18 protein-coding genes and 1 pseudogene are annotated in these 21,462 nt (G+C 48.4%); 12 read left to right on the forward strand and 7 right to left on the reverse strand.

Annotation, left to right across the window (positions count from 1 at the left end):
- Positions 1-158 precede the first annotated feature (158 nt).
- Positions 159-639: pseudogene (locus L6J37_RS01470) on the reverse strand (IS1634 family transposase); the annotation flags it as partial.
- Between the two features lie 150 nt (positions 640-789).
- Between L6J37_RS01470 and L6J37_RS01475 the strand changes: the two are divergent.
- Both L6J37_RS01475 and L6J37_RS01480 read left to right on the forward strand, forming a co-directional pair.
- Entirely contained in the window at positions 790-1,980 is a 1,191-nt protein-coding gene (locus tag L6J37_RS01475) for an MFS transporter (protein ID WP_237793871.1), read from the forward strand.
- A 229-nt stretch (positions 1,981-2,209) separates the two neighbouring features.
- Positions 2,210-2,845, forward strand: a complete 636-nt coding sequence (locus L6J37_RS01480) for a glutathione S-transferase family protein (RefSeq protein WP_237793872.1) — start codon at positions 2,210-2,212, stop codon at positions 2,843-2,845.
- Between the two features lie 144 nt (positions 2,846-2,989).
- Here L6J37_RS01480 and L6J37_RS01485 read toward each other — a convergent pair whose 3' ends face one another.
- The gene (locus L6J37_RS01485; protein ID WP_237793873.1) at positions 2,990-5,350 is read right to left on the reverse strand and encodes a PilZ domain-containing protein; all 2,361 of its coding nucleotides are present in this window, start codon (positions 5,348-5,350) and stop codon (positions 2,990-2,992) included.
- Between the two features lie 188 nt (positions 5,351-5,538).
- On the opposite strand from L6J37_RS01485, the gene radA reads away from it, so the two are divergent.
- The 7 genes from radA to L6J37_RS01515 all read left to right on the forward strand — a co-directional run bounded on the left by radA (position 5,539) and on the right by L6J37_RS01515 (position 12,002).
- Positions 5,539-6,927, forward strand: coding sequence for a DNA repair protein RadA (radA, locus tag L6J37_RS01490; RefSeq protein ID WP_237793874.1), 1,389 nt, complete (start codon positions 5,539-5,541; stop codon positions 6,925-6,927).
- A gap of 255 nt (positions 6,928-7,182) precedes the next feature.
- Positions 7,183-8,508 (forward strand): iron-containing redox enzyme family protein, encoded by a 1,326-nt coding sequence (locus tag L6J37_RS01495; RefSeq protein WP_237793875.1) that lies wholly within the window; start codon positions 7,183-7,185, stop codon positions 8,506-8,508.
- Complete coding sequence (locus tag L6J37_RS21465; RefSeq protein WP_442956992.1) at positions 8,509-8,820, forward strand: Rieske 2Fe-2S domain-containing protein; 312 nt, start codon at positions 8,509-8,511, stop codon at positions 8,818-8,820.
- A gap of 11 nt (positions 8,821-8,831) precedes the next feature.
- Positions 8,832-10,004 (forward strand): MFS transporter, encoded by a 1,173-nt coding sequence (locus tag L6J37_RS01500; RefSeq protein WP_237793876.1) that lies wholly within the window; start codon positions 8,832-8,834, stop codon positions 10,002-10,004.
- Complete coding sequence (locus L6J37_RS01505; RefSeq protein WP_237793877.1) at positions 9,994-11,232, forward strand: ATP-grasp domain-containing protein; 1,239 nt, start codon at positions 9,994-9,996, stop codon at positions 11,230-11,232. The genes L6J37_RS01500 and L6J37_RS01505 overlap by 11 nt, the downstream gene beginning before the upstream one ends.
- Complete coding sequence (locus L6J37_RS01510; RefSeq protein ID WP_237793879.1) at positions 11,225-11,509, forward strand: 2Fe-2S iron-sulfur cluster-binding protein; 285 nt, start codon at positions 11,225-11,227, stop codon at positions 11,507-11,509. Before L6J37_RS01505 ends, L6J37_RS01510 begins: the two co-directional genes overlap by 8 nt.
- Before the next feature lie 7 nt (positions 11,510-11,516).
- Positions 11,517-12,002: a YbaK/EbsC family protein gene (locus tag L6J37_RS01515; RefSeq protein ID WP_192015640.1), complete on the forward strand. Its 486-nt coding sequence runs from the start codon at positions 11,517-11,519 to the stop codon at positions 12,000-12,002.
- Positions 12,003-12,024: 22 nt separating this feature from the next.
- Here L6J37_RS01515 and L6J37_RS01520 read toward each other — a convergent pair whose 3' ends face one another.
- The 3 genes from L6J37_RS01520 to ettA form a co-directional block, all read right to left on the reverse strand.
- Positions 12,025-12,465, reverse strand: a complete 441-nt coding sequence (locus tag L6J37_RS01520; RefSeq protein WP_192015641.1) for an Lrp/AsnC family transcriptional regulator — start codon at positions 12,463-12,465, stop codon at positions 12,025-12,027.
- Positions 12,466-12,825: 360 nt separating this feature from the next.
- On the reverse strand, positions 12,826-13,191 hold the full coding sequence (locus L6J37_RS01525; protein WP_237793881.1) for a PilZ domain-containing protein: 366 nt from the start codon (positions 13,189-13,191) through the stop codon (positions 12,826-12,828).
- 247 nt (positions 13,192-13,438) lie between these two features.
- Complete coding sequence (gene ettA, locus L6J37_RS01530; protein ID WP_192015643.1) at positions 13,439-15,106, reverse strand: energy-dependent translational throttle protein EttA; 1,668 nt, start codon at positions 15,104-15,106, stop codon at positions 13,439-13,441.
- Between the two features lie 242 nt (positions 15,107-15,348).
- On the opposite strand from ettA, the gene sltY reads away from it, so the two are divergent.
- Positions 15,349-17,286, forward strand: coding sequence for a murein transglycosylase (sltY, locus tag L6J37_RS01535; protein WP_237793883.1), 1,938 nt, complete (start codon positions 15,349-15,351; stop codon positions 17,284-17,286).
- Between the two features lie 116 nt (positions 17,287-17,402).
- Entirely contained in the window at positions 17,403-17,720 is a 318-nt protein-coding gene (gene trpR / locus L6J37_RS01540) for a trp operon repressor (protein ID WP_192015644.1), read from the forward strand.
- Positions 17,721-17,877: 157 nt separating this feature from the next.
- Here the strand turns inward: trpR and yjjX are convergent, their stop codons facing one another.
- Both yjjX and L6J37_RS01550 read right to left on the reverse strand, forming a co-directional pair.
- Positions 17,878-18,450, reverse strand: a complete 573-nt coding sequence (yjjX, locus tag L6J37_RS01545; protein ID WP_218382693.1) for an inosine/xanthosine triphosphatase — start codon at positions 18,448-18,450, stop codon at positions 17,878-17,880.
- A 120-nt stretch (positions 18,451-18,570) separates the two neighbouring features.
- Entirely contained in the window at positions 18,571-19,212 is a 642-nt protein-coding gene (locus L6J37_RS01550) for a helix-turn-helix domain-containing protein (RefSeq protein ID WP_192015646.1), read from the reverse strand.
- 845 nt (positions 19,213-20,057) lie between these two features.
- On the opposite strand from L6J37_RS01550, the gene L6J37_RS01555 reads away from it, so the two are divergent.
- Positions 20,058-21,278: an ammonium transporter gene (locus tag L6J37_RS01555; RefSeq protein ID WP_237793885.1), complete on the forward strand. Its 1,221-nt coding sequence runs from the start codon at positions 20,058-20,060 to the stop codon at positions 21,276-21,278.
- Positions 21,279-21,462: the final 184 nt, after the last annotated feature.

Genomic DNA, 21,462 nt, shown 5'->3' on the forward strand with positions numbered 1-21,462 from the left:
AAAGATAATCATTGATGTGAATCTCAGTGGGATAAATTACCTCACTGTTTTTCATTATATCTCTAAGTATCTTTCGAATGTTCTGTAACTTCACTGAAATTATGTTTCAAAGCCTCAAATTCTTGAGGCTTTCGTGTATCCGATATTCCGGAGCCATTTCAGGGATAATCCGCTTCATATAGCTTGCCCAATAACCTAAGTAATCGTGTTTGATTTTCCTGGATGCCCGTAATGAACCTTGGCCGCCTAGTTTGAACGTATCTACCTCCTCGAATTTCAAGAATACCCAACGCGGGGTTGGTTTTGAGGTTGTCTTGTTCTTAACCATTCTTGGTAAAAACTCGTCGCTATTGGCTAGTTGCTCTCGGATTTTGTGCTCAAGACCGGCATAAACCAGTAAACTTAACGTCATGATTATCAGCGATGCTTCAATGCGCTGTGGCTTTTTCAAAAAGAACGATGACGTTAAGAACTCAGGGCTTTTGGGAAGCGAAAGCCTCGCTCTACCTTCTGTTGCGATTTGTAATGCTCAAGTAATGCAGGCATATCAAGTTCGGGGCTGTCGATGTCATTCGTCGCTAAAATGAACATGCCGACTTTCAGTTTTGCTATATTTTCTTTTTCTAAATTAGCGAAGGGGGTGATGGTCGGCCACTTTAATGAATTGCCTGATGGCATTGAGATCAGCATCCATGATTTAAGTCATTAGTGAAATGATTTCAAAGTGTTTATCGATCATATGTCATAAATGATACTGGGTGAATCTCAAACGTCATTTGGAATGAATTTATGCGATCTCCTCTACCTTCAGGGATTTACCTTCTTAGTCTCGGTATCTTTATCATGATTTCCTGCGAGTTGCAGGTGCTGGGTTTTATGCCTGCGCTGGCAGCAGATCTGGGGGTTTCAATTGCTGAGGTCGGTTATCTGGTTTCAGCTTTTGCTGCCAGTATGGCCATTGGCGGCCCAATCCTCATGCTTGCACTTTCTCGCTTCCCGCCGCGCATGATTCTGGCTTGCCTGTATACCATTTTTATCCTGGGTGAGCTGTTTGGCGCTCTGGCACACAGCTATAGCCAGCTGATGCTGGCGCGTGCTGTTACGGGTATGGTGTCCGGTGCATTCTTTGGGGTATCGATTGGGCTTTGTTCAAGGATGGTTGACCCCAAAGATACGTTGCGAGCCGTTGCAATGGTGCTGGCGGGTATCATGTTGGGCACCATTATCGGCTTGCCTCTGGCAAAAGTGATTGCAGAATATTGGGGATGGCGTGAAAGCTTTTATGTGGTCGTGGCACTGGCAGTGTTCAGCGCAGTCTTGACGCTGAAGGTGGTTCCGTCCTTGCCAGTAGAAGCTTCGCATCCGTTAAAGCAAGAGCTGAAAGGGGTACTGGATGTGAAGCTATGGTGGGTTTTTGCGACCAGCTTTTGTGTGATTGGTGCGGTTTATGCGCCTTTTAGCTTTATCGTGCCGATTCTGACTGATTTAGCGGCTCTGCCGGAAGGGGCTGTTACCTGGTTACTCTTGGCCTACGGGCTGTGTATGCTGGTTGGAAACTATGTCGTTGCTGCTCTGGCTGTGAAACATGCTAAAGCGACAATCATGGGGGGCCTGGCTATTATGATCTCTGTTTTTGTGATGTTTGCGCTGTTTGCCGACATTGGCTGGGTAGCAGTGATTTGTCTGGTACTGTTGGGCTTTTGTGGGGTGAGCCTCAACCCGGCCCTGGTCAGCCGACTGATGTCGTTACCACAGGGGCAACGGGCCTTTATCAATACCTTGCACGCTTCTGTGATTAACGCCGGGATTATGTTCGGCAGCTTTGCGGCAGGTCTGACACTGGATTCAGGCTTTAGTCTGCATGTCACAATATGGCTGGGAGCTGCCATTGCTATCCTTGGTCTGACTGTGCTTGGAATGTCGCCTCAGCTTTGCGTATCGTCTGCCCAAACAGCGTCGCGACTGCCTCAGACAGATTAGTCCCGTATTCATTTTCGGACAATAGCAAGGCATTGTTGTCCTTTTAAAATGATTCTGCTGCCAGTTCCTTACCCAGATAAACCTCACCGCGGATATTGAAGCTAAGCTTGATTAAATCAATATCATAAACCGGCTGCGGCATAGTGAATCAGGCTGGGCAGGTGTGACAAAGCCTGATGCAGTGAAAGTCTATGTTACTGGTTGGGCAACTGAGCGGGAGAGCTGAACAATGAGCGAGCTGACTATCTGGACGTTAGACTGGGTACCTGAAGGCCCACGCGGATTCGTGCGTGACTTGCGGTTGCGATGGGCATGCGAGGAAGCTGGGCTGCCATACAAAGTGCAAACGATCCCCTTTGATGGCCGCGAGACTAATCATCTTGCCCGTCAGCCTTTTGGTCAGGTGCCGTTTTTGAGTGACGGTGAACTGCAGTTATTTGAAAGTGGCGCATGCCTTATGCATATTGCGCAGCAATCTGACAAGCTGATGCCGGGCGATGCTATTGGTCAGGCGCACACGCTGCAATGGGTATTTGCGGCGCTCAACTCTATCGAAATGGTCAGCGTACCCTGGTGGTTTCTGACGATTTCCGGTCATAGCGACAATGAACTTACCGGGTGGATGGGCAAGCGTCTGGCGCAGCTCGAGTGTGTGCTGAGCGAGCGAGAATGGCTAGCAGGCGATCGGTTCACGGCGGCGGACCTGCTGATGGCTGACGTGCTGCGTATACCGCAAGTGCGTGCTGTCAGTCACCGCCCGGCTTCGGAAGCCTACGTGGTTCGTTTAACCAGCCGTCCGGCCTTTAAGAAAGCCTATGCGGATCAGATGGCGCATTTCGAACTGGCCGACAAGGAGCGGGCTTAACCTGCGTTTCGGCTGTGTGTCAGCCCGGATCTGACCTGCTCCCTCAAAACAGGTTGAAGCTGCATTCTTGTTGTGAGGGAGGGGCCGATAGATCAACCTGGCAGTAATGCCAGGTTTTTGTGTTTTCATTCAACCTAATACGCGTTACAGGCCCAGCCTCAGCAGCACTTCATCGGTCACGTCGTAGAACTCACCGAATCCCATCAGCGAGGTAAACTCATTTTCCAGCGCTCTGGCGCGGTGCATGGCCAGGCGGGACAGCTCTGCCAGCTCCCGGCTGATCAGTGCGGTTGTCGGATCCAGCATAGGGACTGTGGTGATACGTACCGCCAGAAAATGCCCTTGCTCTCTGGCCTGCTGAGCAAATCGGCGGCGGGTGTCGCCTGTCGGAAAATCACTGAAAAGCTTGCTGAGCACTTTGGGCTGACCAAGCGGTTGAGGCAGTACCGCCAGATACATTTCGTGTACATAAGGCTCACTGACGGTTATCGGGCGCATCGGTTCGCTGAGCAAAGCTTTCACCCTGTTCTGGAAAATGGGTGCCAGATTGATCTGCTTGCCATTACCCAGCTCCATCATCAGTTTACCAAGCGCCGGCAGTGGCTGGTTAGCGCCCAACGCGCGTACTTTTACCTGATTATCAATTTTTTCGCAGAAGAAGGGCAAACAGTTGAGCCGTGTCAGCAGCATTTGGTGCATGGCCTGCAATAGCGGACCGGCAGGCATGATTTCTTCACTGACAGGCAGCCGCTCTTCGTTGTGCTTGATGAGCCGTCGCAGAAAATGTTCGCTGCGTGTGGCGTCATCGCCCCGCCCGGTTTCAAGTTGCACATTACGTCTGTCGGGACTCAAACGGACAACCTGATAAGGAATGCGTTTCAGCGGGGCATCTTTGGCCATTTTCAGCAGTTCATCGAAAGTGACTTTCAGCACATCACCCCGCTTGGCATCCAGCGGTTCAGTCAGGCGAATGTTCAGACCGCGGGTGGAGACATCAATACTGGTTCCGCTGAGAATACTGGCTTCTTTGTCCGCAGCGGCAGGCTGCGACAGGCTGACAGGTGTGCGGAACAGAAAGCGTGATTCGCTGCGCTGCGGCTTGGGATCAAAGTAAATGGCACGCGAGCCGGAAACGGGATTTCGCGGATGACGGAATGTGTGTAAGTACTTGCTGGGCAGTGCCGGTTTTTCTGTCAGGCGATAGTCGTGCTGGCCATCCTTGTTGGTTAAATTCTGCAGTACCCCGATATGGGTCAGACTGGAGAGGGTTTCCAGTAGCTCAGGTGCGATTTCCTGCAGCTGGATTTTGTCATCCTGGCTGATAGGGTAAAGCGTCAGGCGAACAACCCGCCAGCTTTCTCTTGTTGCCCCGATTTGCCAGAACAACTGCCGCTCTTCCACGCTCATCTCAGGCAAGGCGGCGGAATAAAAATAGGTTTTGCCTTCGTGCTGATGGGTAAAGCTGTAAATCAGCGTACTGCCCTGGCTCAGGCCTTCCTGTCCCAGAGTGCGGATACGATCTTCAGACAGCAGATGATTGATCACCGACTGATTACGCTCGTCATGCCAGTGTTCCCACAGGTGGCGGTTATGCTCTGTCTGCAGGCAATACTTCAGCTCATTACCGGCAAAAAACAGCGGTATGCTGCTGGTATGCTTGAGGAAGCTGTGCTCATAGCCCCGGGTGCGCGACTGAATAATTTTATCTTCATGGTTCTGGCGCGATCGGCTGGCCGCCATTTTCTGGCGGGCTTCAATCGCCTCTTTAAGGGCGTCACTGGATTCAATCAGCATCAGCCGCAGCCAGATATAGCTGTCGTTATCTGCATGGGGTGATACCCCCAGAATCCGGTAGCTGATCCCCTGCACGAGCCGCTCGTCTTTGAGTTGCTTGGCCAGTTCGGGGAAAAACGCGGTGACAACCTGACCGGTATGGTAGCGGAAGGCGGAAGACACCCGAAAGCGTGCGCCGGAAGGCGAAATATCTGATGTGGTGCCGTTCACTTCCTGTGAATAGGGCAGAGTCAGCACAACCGGTGTGGTGATCTGGATACGTTGTTCGCTGCGGCTGAGGTGGTAGCCAAAACGCAGCAGCTCGGCCCCAAAAGGCAGCGCTTCTGCCGGTTCTTCTGGTGGCGGAGCTTGTGTGTCCTGCTGCTGCATAACCCGGAAGTTGTTGCGGGTATTCATCAGCGATTCAAACAGGCCGACCCGGTATTGTTCGCCATAGGTTTTGATTCGGCGACGATAGACATTCATCGCCACATCATCCAGCCAGTGCGTCATACCGTGCATGTCGTAGGGGCGACACTCGCCACTGACCTTACCGCGTAAATCAACAGGCTGGCGGCAGGGGGCCATCAGGCGATTGATTTCCATTTTAACCTGTAAGCGTACCGGGCCACTGAGATCCGCGGTCAGGTGCTGAAACAAGTCATTAAAATCCCCGCTGTCATAAGCCGGGAGCAGTTGTTCTATCAGTCCTTTGTATTCATCCAGCAACATAGTGGTTTTAGCAATAGGTCTCTATCGGGTATGATCCCTATTGTGCAGTAAAACGAAGAATTGTCATAAGCTTGTAGGCGGAAAGTCAGGCATGACGCATGTCCTGTCTGTTTCTTAGCCACAGATTGGCTGTCGCCTGCACTGAGTGGCCCTTTCTGGTCACGGCTTGAAGACTCAAAAGGGATACAATGGCGAAAACCAAAAGAGCTTACGTCTGCAGTGATTGCGGCGCCGATTTTCCACGCTGGCAGGGCCAGTGCAGTGCGTGTGCCGCCTGGAATACCATTACTGAATTTACCATTCCCAAAACCAAGTCAGCACTTGGCGGTGCAAATGGCGGAACTGCCAGCAGTTATGCCGGCTCGTCGACCAAAGTGCAGACGTTGTCGGATGTCGAAAGTAAAGATCTGCCGCGTTTCAGCTCGGGTATTTCAGAGCTTGACCGCGTGCTGGGTGGCGGTATCGTGCCGGGATCCGTGCTCTTACTCTGCGGTGATCCTGGTGCCGGTAAATCCACTTTGTTACTGCAAAGCATCGGGGCGGTTGCGGTATCCCGTCAGGCGCTGTATGTCTCGGGTGAGGAGTCGATTCACCAGATTTCGCAGCGGGCGAAGCGCCTTGCGACACCAAATATCGATAAAATACAGGTGGTAGCTGAAACCTCGGTCGAGCAAATTCTCAATCACGTGGTTGAGCAGAAAGTCTCCTTCGTGATTATTGATTCTATCCAGACCATGACAGTGGCGCACAATGAATCGGCGGCGGGCAGCCCGAGTCAGGTCAAAGAGTCGGCGGCGGCTCTGACCCGTTTTGCCAAGACAGAAGGCGTGACTTTCATGATTGTCGGCCACATCAATAAAGACTCGAATGTAGCCGGTCCGATGCAGCTGATTCACATAGTCGATGGCTTGTTCGCACTCTCGTCGACCTCGGATGAAAAATTCCGGGTATTGCGCACCTCGAAGAACCGCTTCGGTGCTGATTCTGAATCCTGTTTCTTTGCTATGACAGAAACCGGCATGAAGCAGGTCAAGAACCCGTCGGCGATATTTCTCAGCCGCTCTAACAAAAACCATGCAGGTTCGGTATGTACCACACTCTGGGAAGGCACACGCCCTTTGCTGGTGGAGATTCAGGCACTGTGCAATCAGTCGATGACGGAAGTACCGCGCCGTTTGAGCGTGGGGTATGACTCTAACCGGTTGGCGATGTCAATTGCCGTGCTGGCGCGCCATGGTGGTGTGATGCTGTCGGACATGGACATCTTTGTAAACTGTGTCGGAGGGATCCGGATCGAAGAGACCTCGGCGGACTTGTCTGTGTTGCTGGCGATATTCTCCAGTTTCAAAAACGCACCGATCCCACAGGATGTACTGGTGTTTGGTGAAATCGGCCTGAACGGTGACATCCGTCCGTCAGCGAACGGGGTCGAACGGATTCGGGAAGCGGCAAAGCAAGGCTTTACCCGTGCGATTATCCCGAAAGCCAATGCAAGCCGCCCGCTTCCCGGCATTGAAATCATGCCGGTTGAAGACTTGCAAGAAGCACTGGCCGCGTTTGAGCGGGTCGCTGTTTAAACCACGAAGGCTTGTTCTTCTCCTGATTCCCCCTGTCTGGCCGTGGTTGTGTAAGGCGAACACAACCACCGGCTTTCGTTGCCGTTAGTCACGGCTATTAACTCCTGTTCAGGGGAATTAAAGGCTTACCGCTTTTAACCAAATTCACACTTCAGGTGTTAATTTCACACTGAAAAAAGTGAATTGCCCTTTATCTTTAGTCAATATTTTCAATAGCCTTCCAGTAAAATCTCCTTATTACATAGGAGGTAATACATGGCAATTGAATCATTTCTGAGCTGTTCTCATTTTAAAGATGCACCTAAAGATGTTTTCATGGCATCGCCTTATCAGCGTCCTTGTCGGCCACAAGATGTAAAGGCACTGGATTTATCGAAACCTGTTAACCTTGATAATTACTCGTCAAATGAAAACCTGTTAATTCAACGTGCAATTTTAAATGCGTATGAGTTGGACCTGGTCTTTCTACCTTCCAGTAAAGCTGTAAATTTAAAAGAGTTAAAAACATTCTATAGTGATGAAAACTACAAGAATGCAGCCGCTGTATTACCTTCTTTTGAACATCTTGCTTTTTCATCTCTGGAAAAAAGTATCAATGTATCCGGTCACTGGACTCTGCAAGATTTTGTTAAATACACAAAGACAAAAATAAAAGATGTTGCCAATAGTGAGTCAACACTTTACAAGAAAATAACAGGTTCGAAAGATCCTGAGTCAGCGGCTAGGTTTTTCTTTATCCAGTGTGCAGGTGACTTCCTGTCTGAAGCATCGGCCATGGCGCGGAATGTATTAGGAAATTATGGCTCTGCTACGTCTGAGCTATTTAAAGTACTGATCGATGAATACGGATATGGCGTTCACGAGAAAAAACACTCCAGTATCTTTGAAGGAATGATGAAAGATGTTGGATTAAATGAAATGATTCATTACTACTGGAATTTTTATACACCTGGTAGTTTATCACTCATTAACTACTTTCATTACATTTCTAAAAATCACAGCCGTTTTTTTAAGTATCTTGGTGCACTTTATTATACCGAAGCGACATTAGCCTTTACCACCAAGAGTCAATCAAAGATTGTTAATGATGTGTTTAAAGGTCGGGTGAGTGCTTTGTATTTTGATGAGCACAGCCATATTGATATTCATCATGGCAGAATGGCGCTAGAGAAAATTATCATTCCTCTGGTTGAATTACACGGCGAACATATAATCCCGGATATTTTGGCAGGATTTGAAGAATTTGCATCTCTACAAGATATAGCTGACGAAGAGTTGTATCGTCATATTGAGGTGCATGACTCGCTTGATGAACTGATAGCAAAAGCGAAAAATTATCACGATTTAAGCGGTGCAATTAAATTTGAAGAAGTACTTGGTGAGGTGTCAGTATCGCATATCCATAACAACGATGAGTTATTCATGGTTGATGACGGGGAGTTAGAGCTTTATTTCTCACCCGATAAAGTGGTACAGATGAAGGCAGGAGATAAGATCATTATTCCGTCAGGAATCCTGCACCTGTCGAAAATTACTTCTGAAAAATGTCTTTACTCTGTCAAGCATATTGAGGTGGCGTAAATGACGGTTATATCTTTAGATTCAAAGCAAAATAACAGACTTGCTGTTAATGACCAAAAGTTTTTCATTAAACGTGTTGAGCATGACGGTAAAGTTTGGGTCTTGCCGTCTGAATGCCCGCATCGAGGTGGTCCACTGCACCTTGGTAAACAGTGTGAGAAAACAGGCGCAATAGTTTGCCCTTGGCACGACAATCGAATTAGCATGCATTGTATAAAGAGAAGTTCATTGCCTGCTATATCTAATAAAGATTTAGTTCACGTGGTGTTACCGAATGATAATTACCATATATGGTCGGAAAGTAAATTATAAAGGAATGGGAAATGAATAGTACATTATTAAAGACGTATCTATTGCTTGCATTTTCTGTTTTTCTTGATATGTCGATTCAAATTGTCATGATCTGGAAAATACTTGAAATAACAAGCTCTACTGTTTATATGGGGATGATTGTCAGTATTGGCGCTGTTACGCCTTTTATTCTCAGTAAAATAATTAAAAAGAAAGACATTTTCTACAAGAAATCCACTATCACAACACTCAGGGCTATCTTTTTTGTTTGCATGGCTACCGTCTTGTATTTTGATATCACTGGCTTGATATACATTATATTTATGATTGCTGTTTTTTCATCATGCAATATGGTTTGCAGTATTAATACCTTTGAAGTGAAAAACTCCAGTTTTGTGAAAAACAAACTGATTGAAGCCTCAAAGGCGTCCAGGGTGCTGCAAACAACCATTCAGTTTGGTGCTTTCTTTGGCGCGCTGTTTGGGGGTTGGTATCTCAAAGCTATGGGGTTTGAAAACTTCATTTATTATATAGCCGTGATGTCCATATTATTATCAGTGTCTTATTTGTTTGTTTCTGATGTTGATAAAGAAGAGACAGAAACTGAAGCAAGCAATCAGCAAGCACTTTCCGGGAAAAGAGAACGCTTTATTATCCAGGTTGCCTTGTCGGTTTTAACCGGTTTGCACATCGGTGCGTTCAACACTTTCGTACCAGTGTACTATCAGCTATTCAGGGAGTGGGGGCCTGATATCCTGGGTTTTGCATCAGGTTTGGCTGGTATAGGCGCATTATGTGCAGCGCTTCTTCCTCAGAATAAACATGTTTATTTGCTCAGTGCGATGCTGTTACTGGTAGGGGATATCGGGCTTTTCTTGATGGATATGCCTTATTTATCAGTGCTTTTCTGTTTCTGCATCGGCTATGCGGTGAACTCAGTGAGAATTACATCAAGAACGGAAATATTGAAGTCTGATGCTGTTCAGAGTGATGTCAATAGTGCTATCAGTCATTCTAATTATCTGTTCTATATTGTATCAGGAACCATTCCAATGCTGGTGACTATGGTGTTGACTTACTTTTCATTCTCAAGTCAAGCCTATGGTATATCACTGATACTGGTCGGTATTTTCTCCGCTGTTGTCATCATGCTGTTAACCAGAAGCAAAAAAACAATCACATTGGAAGGTGCATATGAAAAGTAAAGTATTGATAGTAAACCCAGCTTCCAGCGGAAAAATGATCCGACCGAAACTGCAAGCAAACAATATTCAATGCGATGTGTATTTTGATTCAGAGCATGATCCGAAAGGCATGCTGGATACGATTAACATCGAAAACTATGATAATAATGTATCCCATCTTGAAATTGATGCATTGCAGAATGAAAAGTACGATGCGGTTATTGCTGGCTCTGAATTAGGTGTTGAACTAGCAGATAAGCTCGCCAGTGAATTAGGTTTACCGGGAAACTCACCTTTGACGACCGGTCTGCGCCGGAATAAAAATGAAATGCAAGATGCATTGAAAAAACATGGACTAGCCTATATTCAGACATTTCTGGTTGATATGGATGGAAAAGGTCTTAATGAGCTTCATGAAATTAAATGCAAAAAGTATATCATCAAGCCAGTTAACTCTGCAGGTTCTGAAAACGTCTACTTCTGCAATAGCAGAGATGACGTAATTAATAAAATATCTTCTTTGCCTTGGGGTAAAATTAATAGTACAGGAAAAATAAATGATCAGTTTCTTGTTCAAGAGTTTATTGAAGGCGAGGAGTATGTTTTAGACCTGATAGTCAATGAAGACCAAATCGCTTTAGTGGCGATTTGTAAGTACGTTAAAGGTCAGTCTGGTCATAATCCATTTGTTTATAATCGACTGGAATTATTGGATCCTTATGCCCCGGATTTGGCTCCAATTCGCGAATATGCTGTTGCGGCCACCAGAGCACTCGATATTACGTACGGACTTGTGCATATGGAACTGATGCTGAGCCCAGCAAAAGGGCCGGTAATGATTGAAGCTGCGACACGGATACATGGTGGTGTTGCGCCATCTTTATTTGAAAGCTGTTATTCTCCCAGTTTGCTGGATACGATTGCTTCACTGGTGTCAGAACACAGAGTACCGGAACTAGATTCTAAGCTAGTTAAGCAGGGTAGAGTGTATTTTCATGTCAATAAACACGCTGCGAAATTTTCAGGTGTCGATACCATCAGTGACAGTAAGCTAAAACGTATTCCATCGCTGATTGATTATTTTGTAACAGTGAAGGAAGGACAAGTTCTACCGGCCACAGAAGATTTATTCACCTGCCCGTGTCTTGTGTGGTTAGCTAATGATAATGCCTTTGATTTAGAATCTGACATTAAGGAAGTTGAGCATGTTCTCAATGGTGTATTTAACAAGGAGTTGGTCAGTGCCTAAGCTAATCATTAAAGATACAGATGAAACAATAGAAGCAGCAGCAGGAACACCCGTTTCAGAGTTATTTGAATTTGATGGGCTTAGAAGCGTTCCATTTAATTGCATGCGTGGGATTTGTGGTTCTTGTGCCGTAAAGCCGGTCACAGATATAGATTACCTCGGCGATGTGCATGAGAATGAGAAAGGCACACTGGAGATTCTGGCTTTATGTCCAACTGAATACAGATTGCTGTGTCAGTGTACTTTAGTCTGTGATTCCGAGGTTGAGTTAGCTTAGGGTGATTATGAATATTTCAACATTATATAATATCAATGTGAATCTGTTTGAAACGTTAAATCTGGATTATAGATCGTATAAACATGAACCTATACTTGATTATGAAACCGATCTGAAAGTCTCTAAAGAGTTAGGTTGGACGGCTGCGCCCAGTAAAAGCTTATTTCTGAAACGTAAAAGCGGCGGCTACTGCGTGTTTGTTACCCATAAAGAAAATCGCTTTGATCAAAAGAAGATTCGGGATGTTATTGGTGAACGAGTGTCTATCTGCAACAATGAAGAGATGGAAACGATTACGGGCTGTATTGCCGGTGCGTTATGTCCTTTTGTTTTAGACACATCGATCCCGATTATTTTAGATGTGTCTTTATTGGATCATAAAGAAGTGATGTTTACTCCGGCAGATCCCAGTTATACATTCATTGTTGAATCAGGTTCACTGGTCAGTGTCTTTGAAAGCTTGAACAATGAAATGTACTTTTACGCTAACTAAAATATGGGGGCTGTTAAGCCCCTTATTCATGTTTAATGTCTAACACTGGAAGAATATGGATGGATTCAATACCGCCTATATCTATGATGAACTTTTTAATTTCATACAGTAACGGAAGACGGGTGCTGTTGACCCTTATCAGGCAGTCGAACTCACCGTATATAGATTCGAATTGAAAATCATAACCGGCACTTTTGAGGTGTTTGAAAATCTGTTTACAGTCTACGCTTCCGGATTTGATCAACAGGTAAGAATGGATATCATCAGAAGGGGATAAGCGCTGATCAAAGCAAGTACTGATTGTGAAGCCTGTTATGACGTTCTCCTGTATGAGTGTTTGTATTCTTTTGTCTACGGCACTGCGTGAGAGATTGACCTGTTCTGCAACTTTTTGGATGCTCTCTCTTGAGTTATTTCTCAATAACTCGATGATTTTCATGTCCACTTTATCTAAATTCATCATGGTTACTAACTAGCCTGGCCTGGTGACTTTTTGATTCTAAAGTAACAGAAAGTGTTTTTAATTATATTCTGTTTTGATATTGGTATTTTTCTGCTTTGTTTGACAAGCAACCGCATACTTACCATACAACTCAGGTGTTTTGTCAATATGAACATTAATGATTATGTGAATAACGTGATAAGAAATGAACTCAGCGGAGAAATAACTGAATCAGTAGGGTGCTGTCGTGAGAGCAGTTATACCGGTTTATGGCAGTATCATATGCTAAGTATTGCCCTGTAAATAGCACAGTGATGTACCAGCATAGAGAAATCTTCTCTTGTGGGTCTGCCGGGCAGCACAGGTGAAACGCTGTGGGTTTCAGTCAGCAAGATCGGCAAGGAGTTCAAATTCGCGATAAAGCAGCTCGTCGTCACCGACGTTGAGTTCAATCAGGCGGCGCAGGTGAGAAATGCTGTCGATATCAATATTCACTATCTTCATCCGCAGATAGTCGCTGTCATGGGCGACCAGTTCAGTGACCATTCTCATGTGAATATCTGTGTCATGCAGGCTGACATCGACTTCAAACGGGGCGTTGTCATCCGGCTGCCAGTGTTCAGGCCGGCCGAGCAGAATACCATGCAGCGAGATATCGCGAACATCAGCAGGCCAGTGTGACTGAGCCTGACGCACCAGCGCCGGGGCCTGATAAACAATACGGATAAACTGGCGTCTTTCGTTCATAGTCTGTGATTACCTGTATGAGCCTATATTGTCGAGTTTAGGGTCTGCTGGCCTTTTTGGTTCTGTTTTTTCTATGTTGACGTGATCTCTGTTTGCAGTGCCGCGGCTCCGCTGAGGAGTCGAGTGGTGATTCATCCTGTGCTGAAACAGGCGACTTTAATGATTTGCTTATTAAGTAATCATGCAATAAAAAAGGCTGCCCAAATGGCAGCCTGCGTTCAGTGATTGCAAATCTGTCCGGAGACGGTTATTTGGCAATACGCTTGTATTTAATACGGTGCGGCTCTGCAGCCTGCGCGCCCAGTGTTTTCTTCAGCCAGTCGGTATATTCGCTATAGTTACCTTCGAAGAAATTCACCTGCCCTTCATCGCGGTAGTCCAGAATGTGGGTCGCGATGCGGTCCAGGAACCAGCGGTCGTGCGAGATCACCATGGCACAGCCAGGAAATTCCAGCAGGGCTTCTTCCAGTGCACGCAGTGTTTCTACGTCCAGGTCGTTGGTGGGCTCATCGAGCAGCAGTACGTTGCCGCCGGCTTTCAGCAGTTTCGCCAGGTGGACACGGTTACGTTCACCACCAGACAGCTCGCCAATGCGTTTTTGCTGGTCGCTGCCCCTGAAGTTAAAGCGGGACACGTAAGCACGCGACTGAATCTCGAAGTTGTTGATGCGAATCACATCGTTGCCTTCAGAGATTTCCTGATACACAGTATTGTTATCATCCATGCTGTCGCGGAACTGCTCAACAGAGGCCAACTTAACTGTGTCGCCCAGCTCGATAGTCCCTGCGTCCTGCTGCTCAGAGCCGCTCAGCATCTTGAACAGGGTCGACTTACCGGCACCGTTCGCACCTATGATGCCCACGATGGCACCTTTAGGCATGCTGAAAGACAGGTTGTCGATCAGAACACGGTCACCAAAAGATTTGGTCAGGCCGTTGACTTCGATCACCTTGTCGCCCAAACGATCACCCGGCGGGATGAAGAGTTCGTTGGTTTCGTTACGCTTCTGATGATCTGAGGTATTCAGCTCTTCAAAACGGGCCATACGTGCTTTGGATTTGGCCTGACGACCTTTAGGGTTCTGGCGTACCCACTCCAGCTCTTTCTCAATGGTTTTCTGGCGCGCTTTCTCCTGAGAGGCTTCCTGCTTCAGACGGGCGTCTTTCTGCTCCAGCCAGGACGTATAGTTGCCCTGCCATGGAATACCTTCACCACGGTCCAGTTCCAGAATCCAGCCGGCGGCGTTATCCAGGAAGTAACGGTCGTGCGTGATCGCCACCACTGTGCCTGTGTAATCAACTAAGAAACGCTCCAGCCAGCCAACAGACTCGGCATCCAGGTGGTTCGTGGGTTCGTCGAGCAGCAGCATGTCCGGCTGTTCCAGCAGCAGGCGGCAGATAGCCACACGACGGCGTTCACCACCCGACAGCAGTTTGATCTGAGCATCCCACTCCGGCAAGCGCAGCGCATCGGCAGCACGCTCCAGCGTATTGTCCAGATTGTGGCCGTCTTTGGCCTGAATCAGCGCTTCCAGCTCACCCTGCTCTTTGGCAAGGGCATCGAAATCCGCATCCGGTTCGGCGTAAGCGGCATATACCGCATCCAGGCGGGTCAGGGCGTTTTTCACGTCGGAAACGGCCTCTTCGACCACTTCACGCACTGTCTTGCTTTCGTCCAGTACCGGCTCCTGCGGCAGATAGCCGACATTCAGGCCGGGTTGCGGGCGGGCTTCCCCTTCGATATCGGTATCGATACCTGCCATGATACGCAGCAGAGTGGATTTACCGGAACCGTTCAGGCCCAGTACACCGATTTTGGCGCCAGGGAAGAAACTTAATGAAATATCTTTCAGAATCTGTCGCTTAGGTGGCACAACTTTGCTCACTCGCGACATGGTATAGACGTATTCAGCCATTTCCGTAGGTCATCTCTAATGATTGGAGAGAGGGGTATTTTAACCATTCTGGCCCTAAGTTTAACAGCAATGTCTCACAATGACGGTTAAGATGAATACATGCCCCTGTAAGCAGGTTTTCGTTATTGACCTGAGCCTGACCCGGGGCTGACGTTGACGAGGGTATGGAACGCTAGGATAACAGTGTTAATTAAACGTGCTGAATTTTAATCTGAGTGAAGCTGGAGCTGGAAAGAGTATATATGCAGTCTGAAGCCGTTATGCACCGTTGTAGCCGTTGGATGCTGGGCCTGGGGGTATGGGTGCTGTTGGGAGGAAGCGTGGCACAGGCCGCCTCGCTTGAAGAGCAGAGAAAATGGTATGAAGCCGCGAAGGATGCGCTGGAACGCAAGGATCAGTCGGCTTATCAGAGTTATCGCACCAGGCTTGATGACTATCCGCTGACCCCTTATCTCGACTATCGCCAGTTTCAGGACAATCTGGATAAGCGCTCCCCTGCCGAAGTGAGTGCATTCATCAAAAAGTTTCAGGATCTGCCTTTCACCATCAAGCTGGGTTATGCCTATCAGGATGTGCTGGCGGAGGCCAACCGCTGGCAGGATCTGGTGACCTTTCAGACTGAGCCGCCATACAGAGAAAGTTATCAGTGTCAGTATTATCTGGCACTCAGCAAAGTGGGCCGCAAGGACGAAGCCTGGCAGGGCGCGCAGTCACTCTGGCTGACCGGCCAGTCTCTTGACGATGATTGCGATCCCATGCTGGATGCCTGGGAAAAAGCCGGAAAACGTACCAATCAGCTGATTCTGGATCGCATGCTGCTGGTGTTTGAAGCCGGCAATCAGGGGTTGCTCAAATATCTCGACAAACAACTGACGGGTAACGCCAGAAAAGACGGCGATACGCTGCTCGCACTGTTTGCCAAACCGCAGGGTGTGGCGGACTTCGCGAAAAAAAGCAAAGTGACCGACTATAACCGGCAATTGGCAGTAGCAGCCTATAAGCGCCTGGCGCGCGTGGATACCCAAGAAGCCCTGAGCCAGTTAGAGCGGGTTGCGAACGGGCAAAAGCTCAATACAGGGCAGAAACAATCGCTGGCGGATTATACGGCGTCACGGCTGATGGATGCCGAAGAGGCCGATCTTGTCCGCTGGCGTGATGCCATGCTGCGCAAAAGCAGTGATGATGAATTGATTGGACGGCGCATCCGTCTTGCCCTTCGTGAAGGCAACTGGACCGAAGCGCAGGCGTGGATCCCGCAATTGTCGGCCGAAGAACAGAATACGCTGCGGTGGAAATTCTGGCAGGCGCATTTGCTGGCCAAAACCGATCCTGTGGTTGCCAAGCCGAAATATCAGGCATTGCTCGGCGAGCGGAACTTTTACAGTGCCGCAGCTGCTACGATTCTGGGGGAAGGTGTTGATTTCCCTGTGGAATCCCTGAGTCAGGCAGAGCAGGATGTGACCCCTTATCTGCCAGCGTTAAAGCGGATTGAAGAAATGATTGCGCAGGATAAGGTGTTTGATGCCAACCTGGAGTGGTGGTATCTGATGAAAGATCTCGATCCGAAAGCAATCTGGCCGCTGGCGGGCTACGCAGGTAAGCAAAACTGGCACCATCTGACGGTGCAGGCCACCATATATGGCCGGATGTGGGAGCACCTGTCGTTACGTTTCCCGCTGGCTTTTGCCGAGACGTTTAAGTCATTCGGCCAGCAGCGTGATCTATCTGTGACCACTATGATGGCGCTGGCACGACAGGAAAGTGCGTTGAATCCGCAGGCAATGTCGCCGGTAGGCGCTCGCGGGCTGATGCAACTGATGCCCGCCACAGCCAGAGAAACTGCGGGTAAGCTGAACTACAAATATGCGGGCAGCAGTAGTCTCTTTGAGCCAGAGGTCAATATCCGGCTGGGCAGTGGTTACCTGAAAATGATGCTGGAGCGTTACGACAACAACCGTATCTTTGCTTTCTCGGCGTATAACGCCGGCCCGGGCAGAGTCACCAGCTGGAAAAAAATCAGTGATGGTAAACTGGATGCCTTTGCCTTTATGGAAACCATTCCTTTCGGTGAGACGCGCGGTTATGTCCAGAATGTGCTGATGTTTGAAGTCTACTACGACAAGCTGACCAATCAGCAGGTCCAGTTGCTGACCACTGAGGAACTGAACACTAAGTATTGAGACAAACTGCTGCTATAGGTTTGGTGGAAGGCTGTGGTTCAGGGTAGAATCCAGACAGAATTAAAACGCCTGTGTGGGTTACTAATTGTCAATGCAGGCAATTTTTGAGGAAAACCATGTCAACCAAAGCCGATACGCCGGACTTTTCTGACTGGCAGCAAATAGTCTCTCTGTTTCGTCAGGCCTCTGCTGAAGGCAAAGATGAGTTACTCCTTCGTCTGCTGTTAACCCCGGATGAGCGTGAATCACTGATCGCCAGGGTGAATATCTTCCATGAACTGCTGAATGGTGAGCGTAGCCAGCGTAAAATCAGTGAGTTGTTGGGCGTTGGCGTCGCGACTATCACACGCGGCTCCAATGAACTGAAACACCACGATGCGGAGATCCGCGACTGGTTGTCAGAATTTCTGTTGAAACAGCAGCCGAAAGGCTGAAGTGCCTTGTCACCTCCCTCCTGATCTCCCCCTGAAAAGGGGGAGGGATCGTACTGAGCTTACTGAAGCACTGAATATTCCCTCCCCTTGGCAAGGGGAGGGTTAGGGTGGGGTTCGTGAAATGAGCACATATTTGGCGTTTGTGCCCAGTCCCCGGCTAGCCTCCCGCTTGAAAAGCAGAAGGATCGTACAGACCCGGGTTCATGAAAGGGATCAGGGCCAGTATCAGAGCCTGCTGATAAACACTGCTGCGGCTGAGCTTGTGCTCTGTGAGCATAGCAATGGCGCCACCTTGTTGCTTCACATTCTGCTGCTGAAACATATCATCCATTACATCCCCCAACTCTTCTCCGTCATGCAGACGGGCCAGCGCTTTTGGCGGCAGAGGCAGAGAGGCTGAACGAGATTCACCCCGCTGACTACCGTTATCTATCACCATCCAGGCAAACGTGGCACAGCCATCAAGCCCGGCTTCCAGACTGACGTAATAATCCGCGCCAGGCTGCAGTTCCCGGGCATGCACTACCCGGTTTCGGGCGCCGGTCAGGGTTTCTTCGGCACACATAGGTTGTGCTCTTACACCGCTGTCCACGGCAACACCGCTAATCTGCAGGGCTTGCGCCGGAAAGGCTTGGTGGAAGGCGTTTTCTACCGCTCTAATTTTGGCCGGGTTTGTCGAGGCGACAATAATGCGAATCTGGCGCTCTGGTGCTGGATTGGTGGTGTGCATGATGGGCTCCTTCATTTCACGTCGTTATTGTACGCATTGGAAGGGCGCTGTCACCCCTGACGGGCATCTGCAAGAGCATGAGCAAATCAGGGGGAGGGGGCAGGATAACCAGCGGTGCAATCAGATGCGGTCGAATGACCAGTCGGATTGGATAATGTAGCCGTGAATCTTGAACTCGTCGTGGTTGACAAACAGGTTCGGAAAATCCGGCTGGGATGTGGAAAACACCACGCCATCTGCCAGTTGTGTCATGTGGTAGAAATCGGGCTCGCTGCCCCGCACCGACGCAAATACCGGCTGTTTAGGACGATAAGGTGCTTTGCGTGTGGCCAGTGCATAGCTGCCCAGCGGCGCACACTGAGCGATGTTTTCGTTATCTACCAGCAGGCCAAGGCAATCGTCGCGATCCAAATGATGCGGTATCGCCCGCTTGCTCAGTACGTCGACTTTGCCGCCATCGCGATAAGACAGATAGTCTTTGCGATGAATAATAGGAATGTAAGTCGATGTCGTGCTGTGCCCCGTTTCGTGACTGATGGCCGTTGTTGCCTGAGTACCTGAATCAATCTGTCCGGTCAGCAAATAGCTGATGGAGGTGTTCAGGGTTTCAGCAATTCTTTCCAGCTCACGTACTTCAATGCCGTATTTGCCTGACAGCTTACGGCTCATGGTGCCTTGTTGTAAGCCAAGAGTTTCACCCAGCTGTTTCTGGCTAATCCCCTGAATCTTGGCCAGGCGCTTAATCCGCTCTAAATATTCCATAAGAATGGCTTCCCGCTCGCAGTAAAAAAAGAATGCGAAAGGCATTCGCAAAAGTCATAAATTATTTTACTGATATCCTTGTCTAAAGGTTTTACTCAAGCTGAAAAGTGCGATGGATTTCGTTAAAGGAATATACATTTGCACTCGGTTGGGTAAAAAAAGGGACAATTTTTTTCCAGTAAAATAAGCCAGTAAGAAAAAACCACGCCAACTGCTGACAAAAGTAACATATCAGTTCCGACCAAGAAATAAGGAAACAGCAGGGTAATGGCGGTTTTATGCATATTTTATGATATGCAACCCAAGGTTAAACAGGATTTCTTAAAAATCTGCCGAATGACAGAAAGGCGTACAGATTCAGTTTACAAGTGAAATCGATTTCATTCTCAGTGTGAATATGTGTCAATCATCAATAAATACACTGCATATTATGCTAATTTGGAATATTCAATGAGTCCCACCCGCCCAGCGACAAACAATCAGCAAGCTGTCTGTAAAGAGTAAGGGCTGCCGGAAAGGTTTTTCCTTAACCGCTGAGCCGCATTGTTGTTAATCTTTATGTGCCGTTTCACCAGTATCGGGCAGGAAACGGTGCACAAATTGCACCATTATGGATCGAATGGCACTGTATTGGTGCGCAGAATCCTGGCACACAGGAAGTGCAGCAAAGCACACAATTTTTTGTTATTGATTTTCAGTTACTTAGTTTTATTGACGAATTTAGCAATTAACGAATTGAATTGGAACAGTTATTGCTTGCCCCTTATTCATGATTGATTCGCCCTAACTTGGGGCTTGTGGTTGATTTTTGCACATTTTTTGTGCGTGACTTAGGGAAGAGTTCAATGACTGAATCTATGACACAGGTGACGGGAGCCGTGCAGGCTCTCACACAAAGTGCGGACACTTTGTTCCTGCTGCTGGGCGCCATCATGGTGTTTCTGATGCATGCCGGTTTTGCATTTCTGGAAGTGGGCACAGTACGGCAGAAAAACCAGGTGAATGCGCTGGTGAAGATATTAGCTGATTTTGCTGTATCGACCATCGCTTATTTCTTTATCGGCTACTGGCTGGCCTATGGCGCCACCTTTTTTGCTGATGCTGAAACTTTGTCGGCCGGTAATGGCTTCGCCTTAGTCAAATTCTTCTTCCTGCTGACCTTTGCGGCGGCGATCCCGGCGATAGTCTCCGGCGGTATTGCGGAGCGGGCCCGTTTCAACCCTGTGCTGATTTCTACCTTTTTTATCGTGGGCCTGGTGTACCCCTTGTTTGAAGGTATGATCTGGAACGGTAACTTTGGCCTGCAGGCGTGGTTTGAAGGCCAGTTTGGCGCCGCTTTCCATGATTTTGCCGGCTCTGTTGTGGTTCATGCGGTCGGTGGCTGGATTGCGCTGGTGGCGGTGATGCTGCTGGGGATGCGTAAAGGGCGTATCCGGGCAGGCAAACACACTAACTTCGCGCCTTCTAACATTCCGTTTCTGGCGCTGGGGGCGTGGATCTTAAGTGTCGGCTGGTTTGGCTTTAACGTGATGTCGGCACAGTCGATTAACGGTGTCAGCGGGTTGGTTGCCGTTAACTCTCTGATGGCGATGGTGGGCGGAATTCTGGCCGCCGTCGTGCTGGGTAAGAATGACCCGGGTTTCATTCATAACGGCCCGTTGGCCGGTCTGGTGGCTGTGTGCGCCGGTTCGGATCTGATGCATCCTTTGGGGGCGCTGATTACCGGTATCGTCGCTGCTGCGATCTTTGTCTGGCTTTTTACTTACATGCAAAATCACACCAAAATTGATGATGTGCTCGGCGTCTGGCCGCTGCATGGCGTGTGCGGAGCCTGGGGTGGCATTGCGGCCGGCATCTTTGGCCTGCAGTCGTTAGGCGGATTAGGTGGCGTTAGTTTCGTGGTGCAATTGCTGGGCACTGTGATAGGCATCGCGATAGCACTGGCTGGTTCGTTTATCGTTTACGGTCTGGTGGATAAGCTGTCGGGCCTGCGCCTGAGCGAAGAAGATGAGTTCAACGGCGCAGATCTGGCAATCCACAAGATCAGTGCCACCAATTTAGAATAGACCCCACCCAGCCTATAAATGCTTGAATGCCGCCTGGTGCGGCATTTTTTATGCGAGGTATTCAATACCTGAGTGAACGGAAAACCTGTCACTGTCACTCTGGTGTTGATCACAGATAACGATTCGGATTTCTTACTCTTATGACGACGTAACCAACTGTTATTGCATAAGCTCAGTCTGTGTT

This window comes from Photobacterium sp. WH77, from assembly GCF_022014395.1.
Lineage (GTDB): Bacteria > Pseudomonadota > Gammaproteobacteria > Enterobacterales > Vibrionaceae > Photobacterium > Photobacterium arenosum.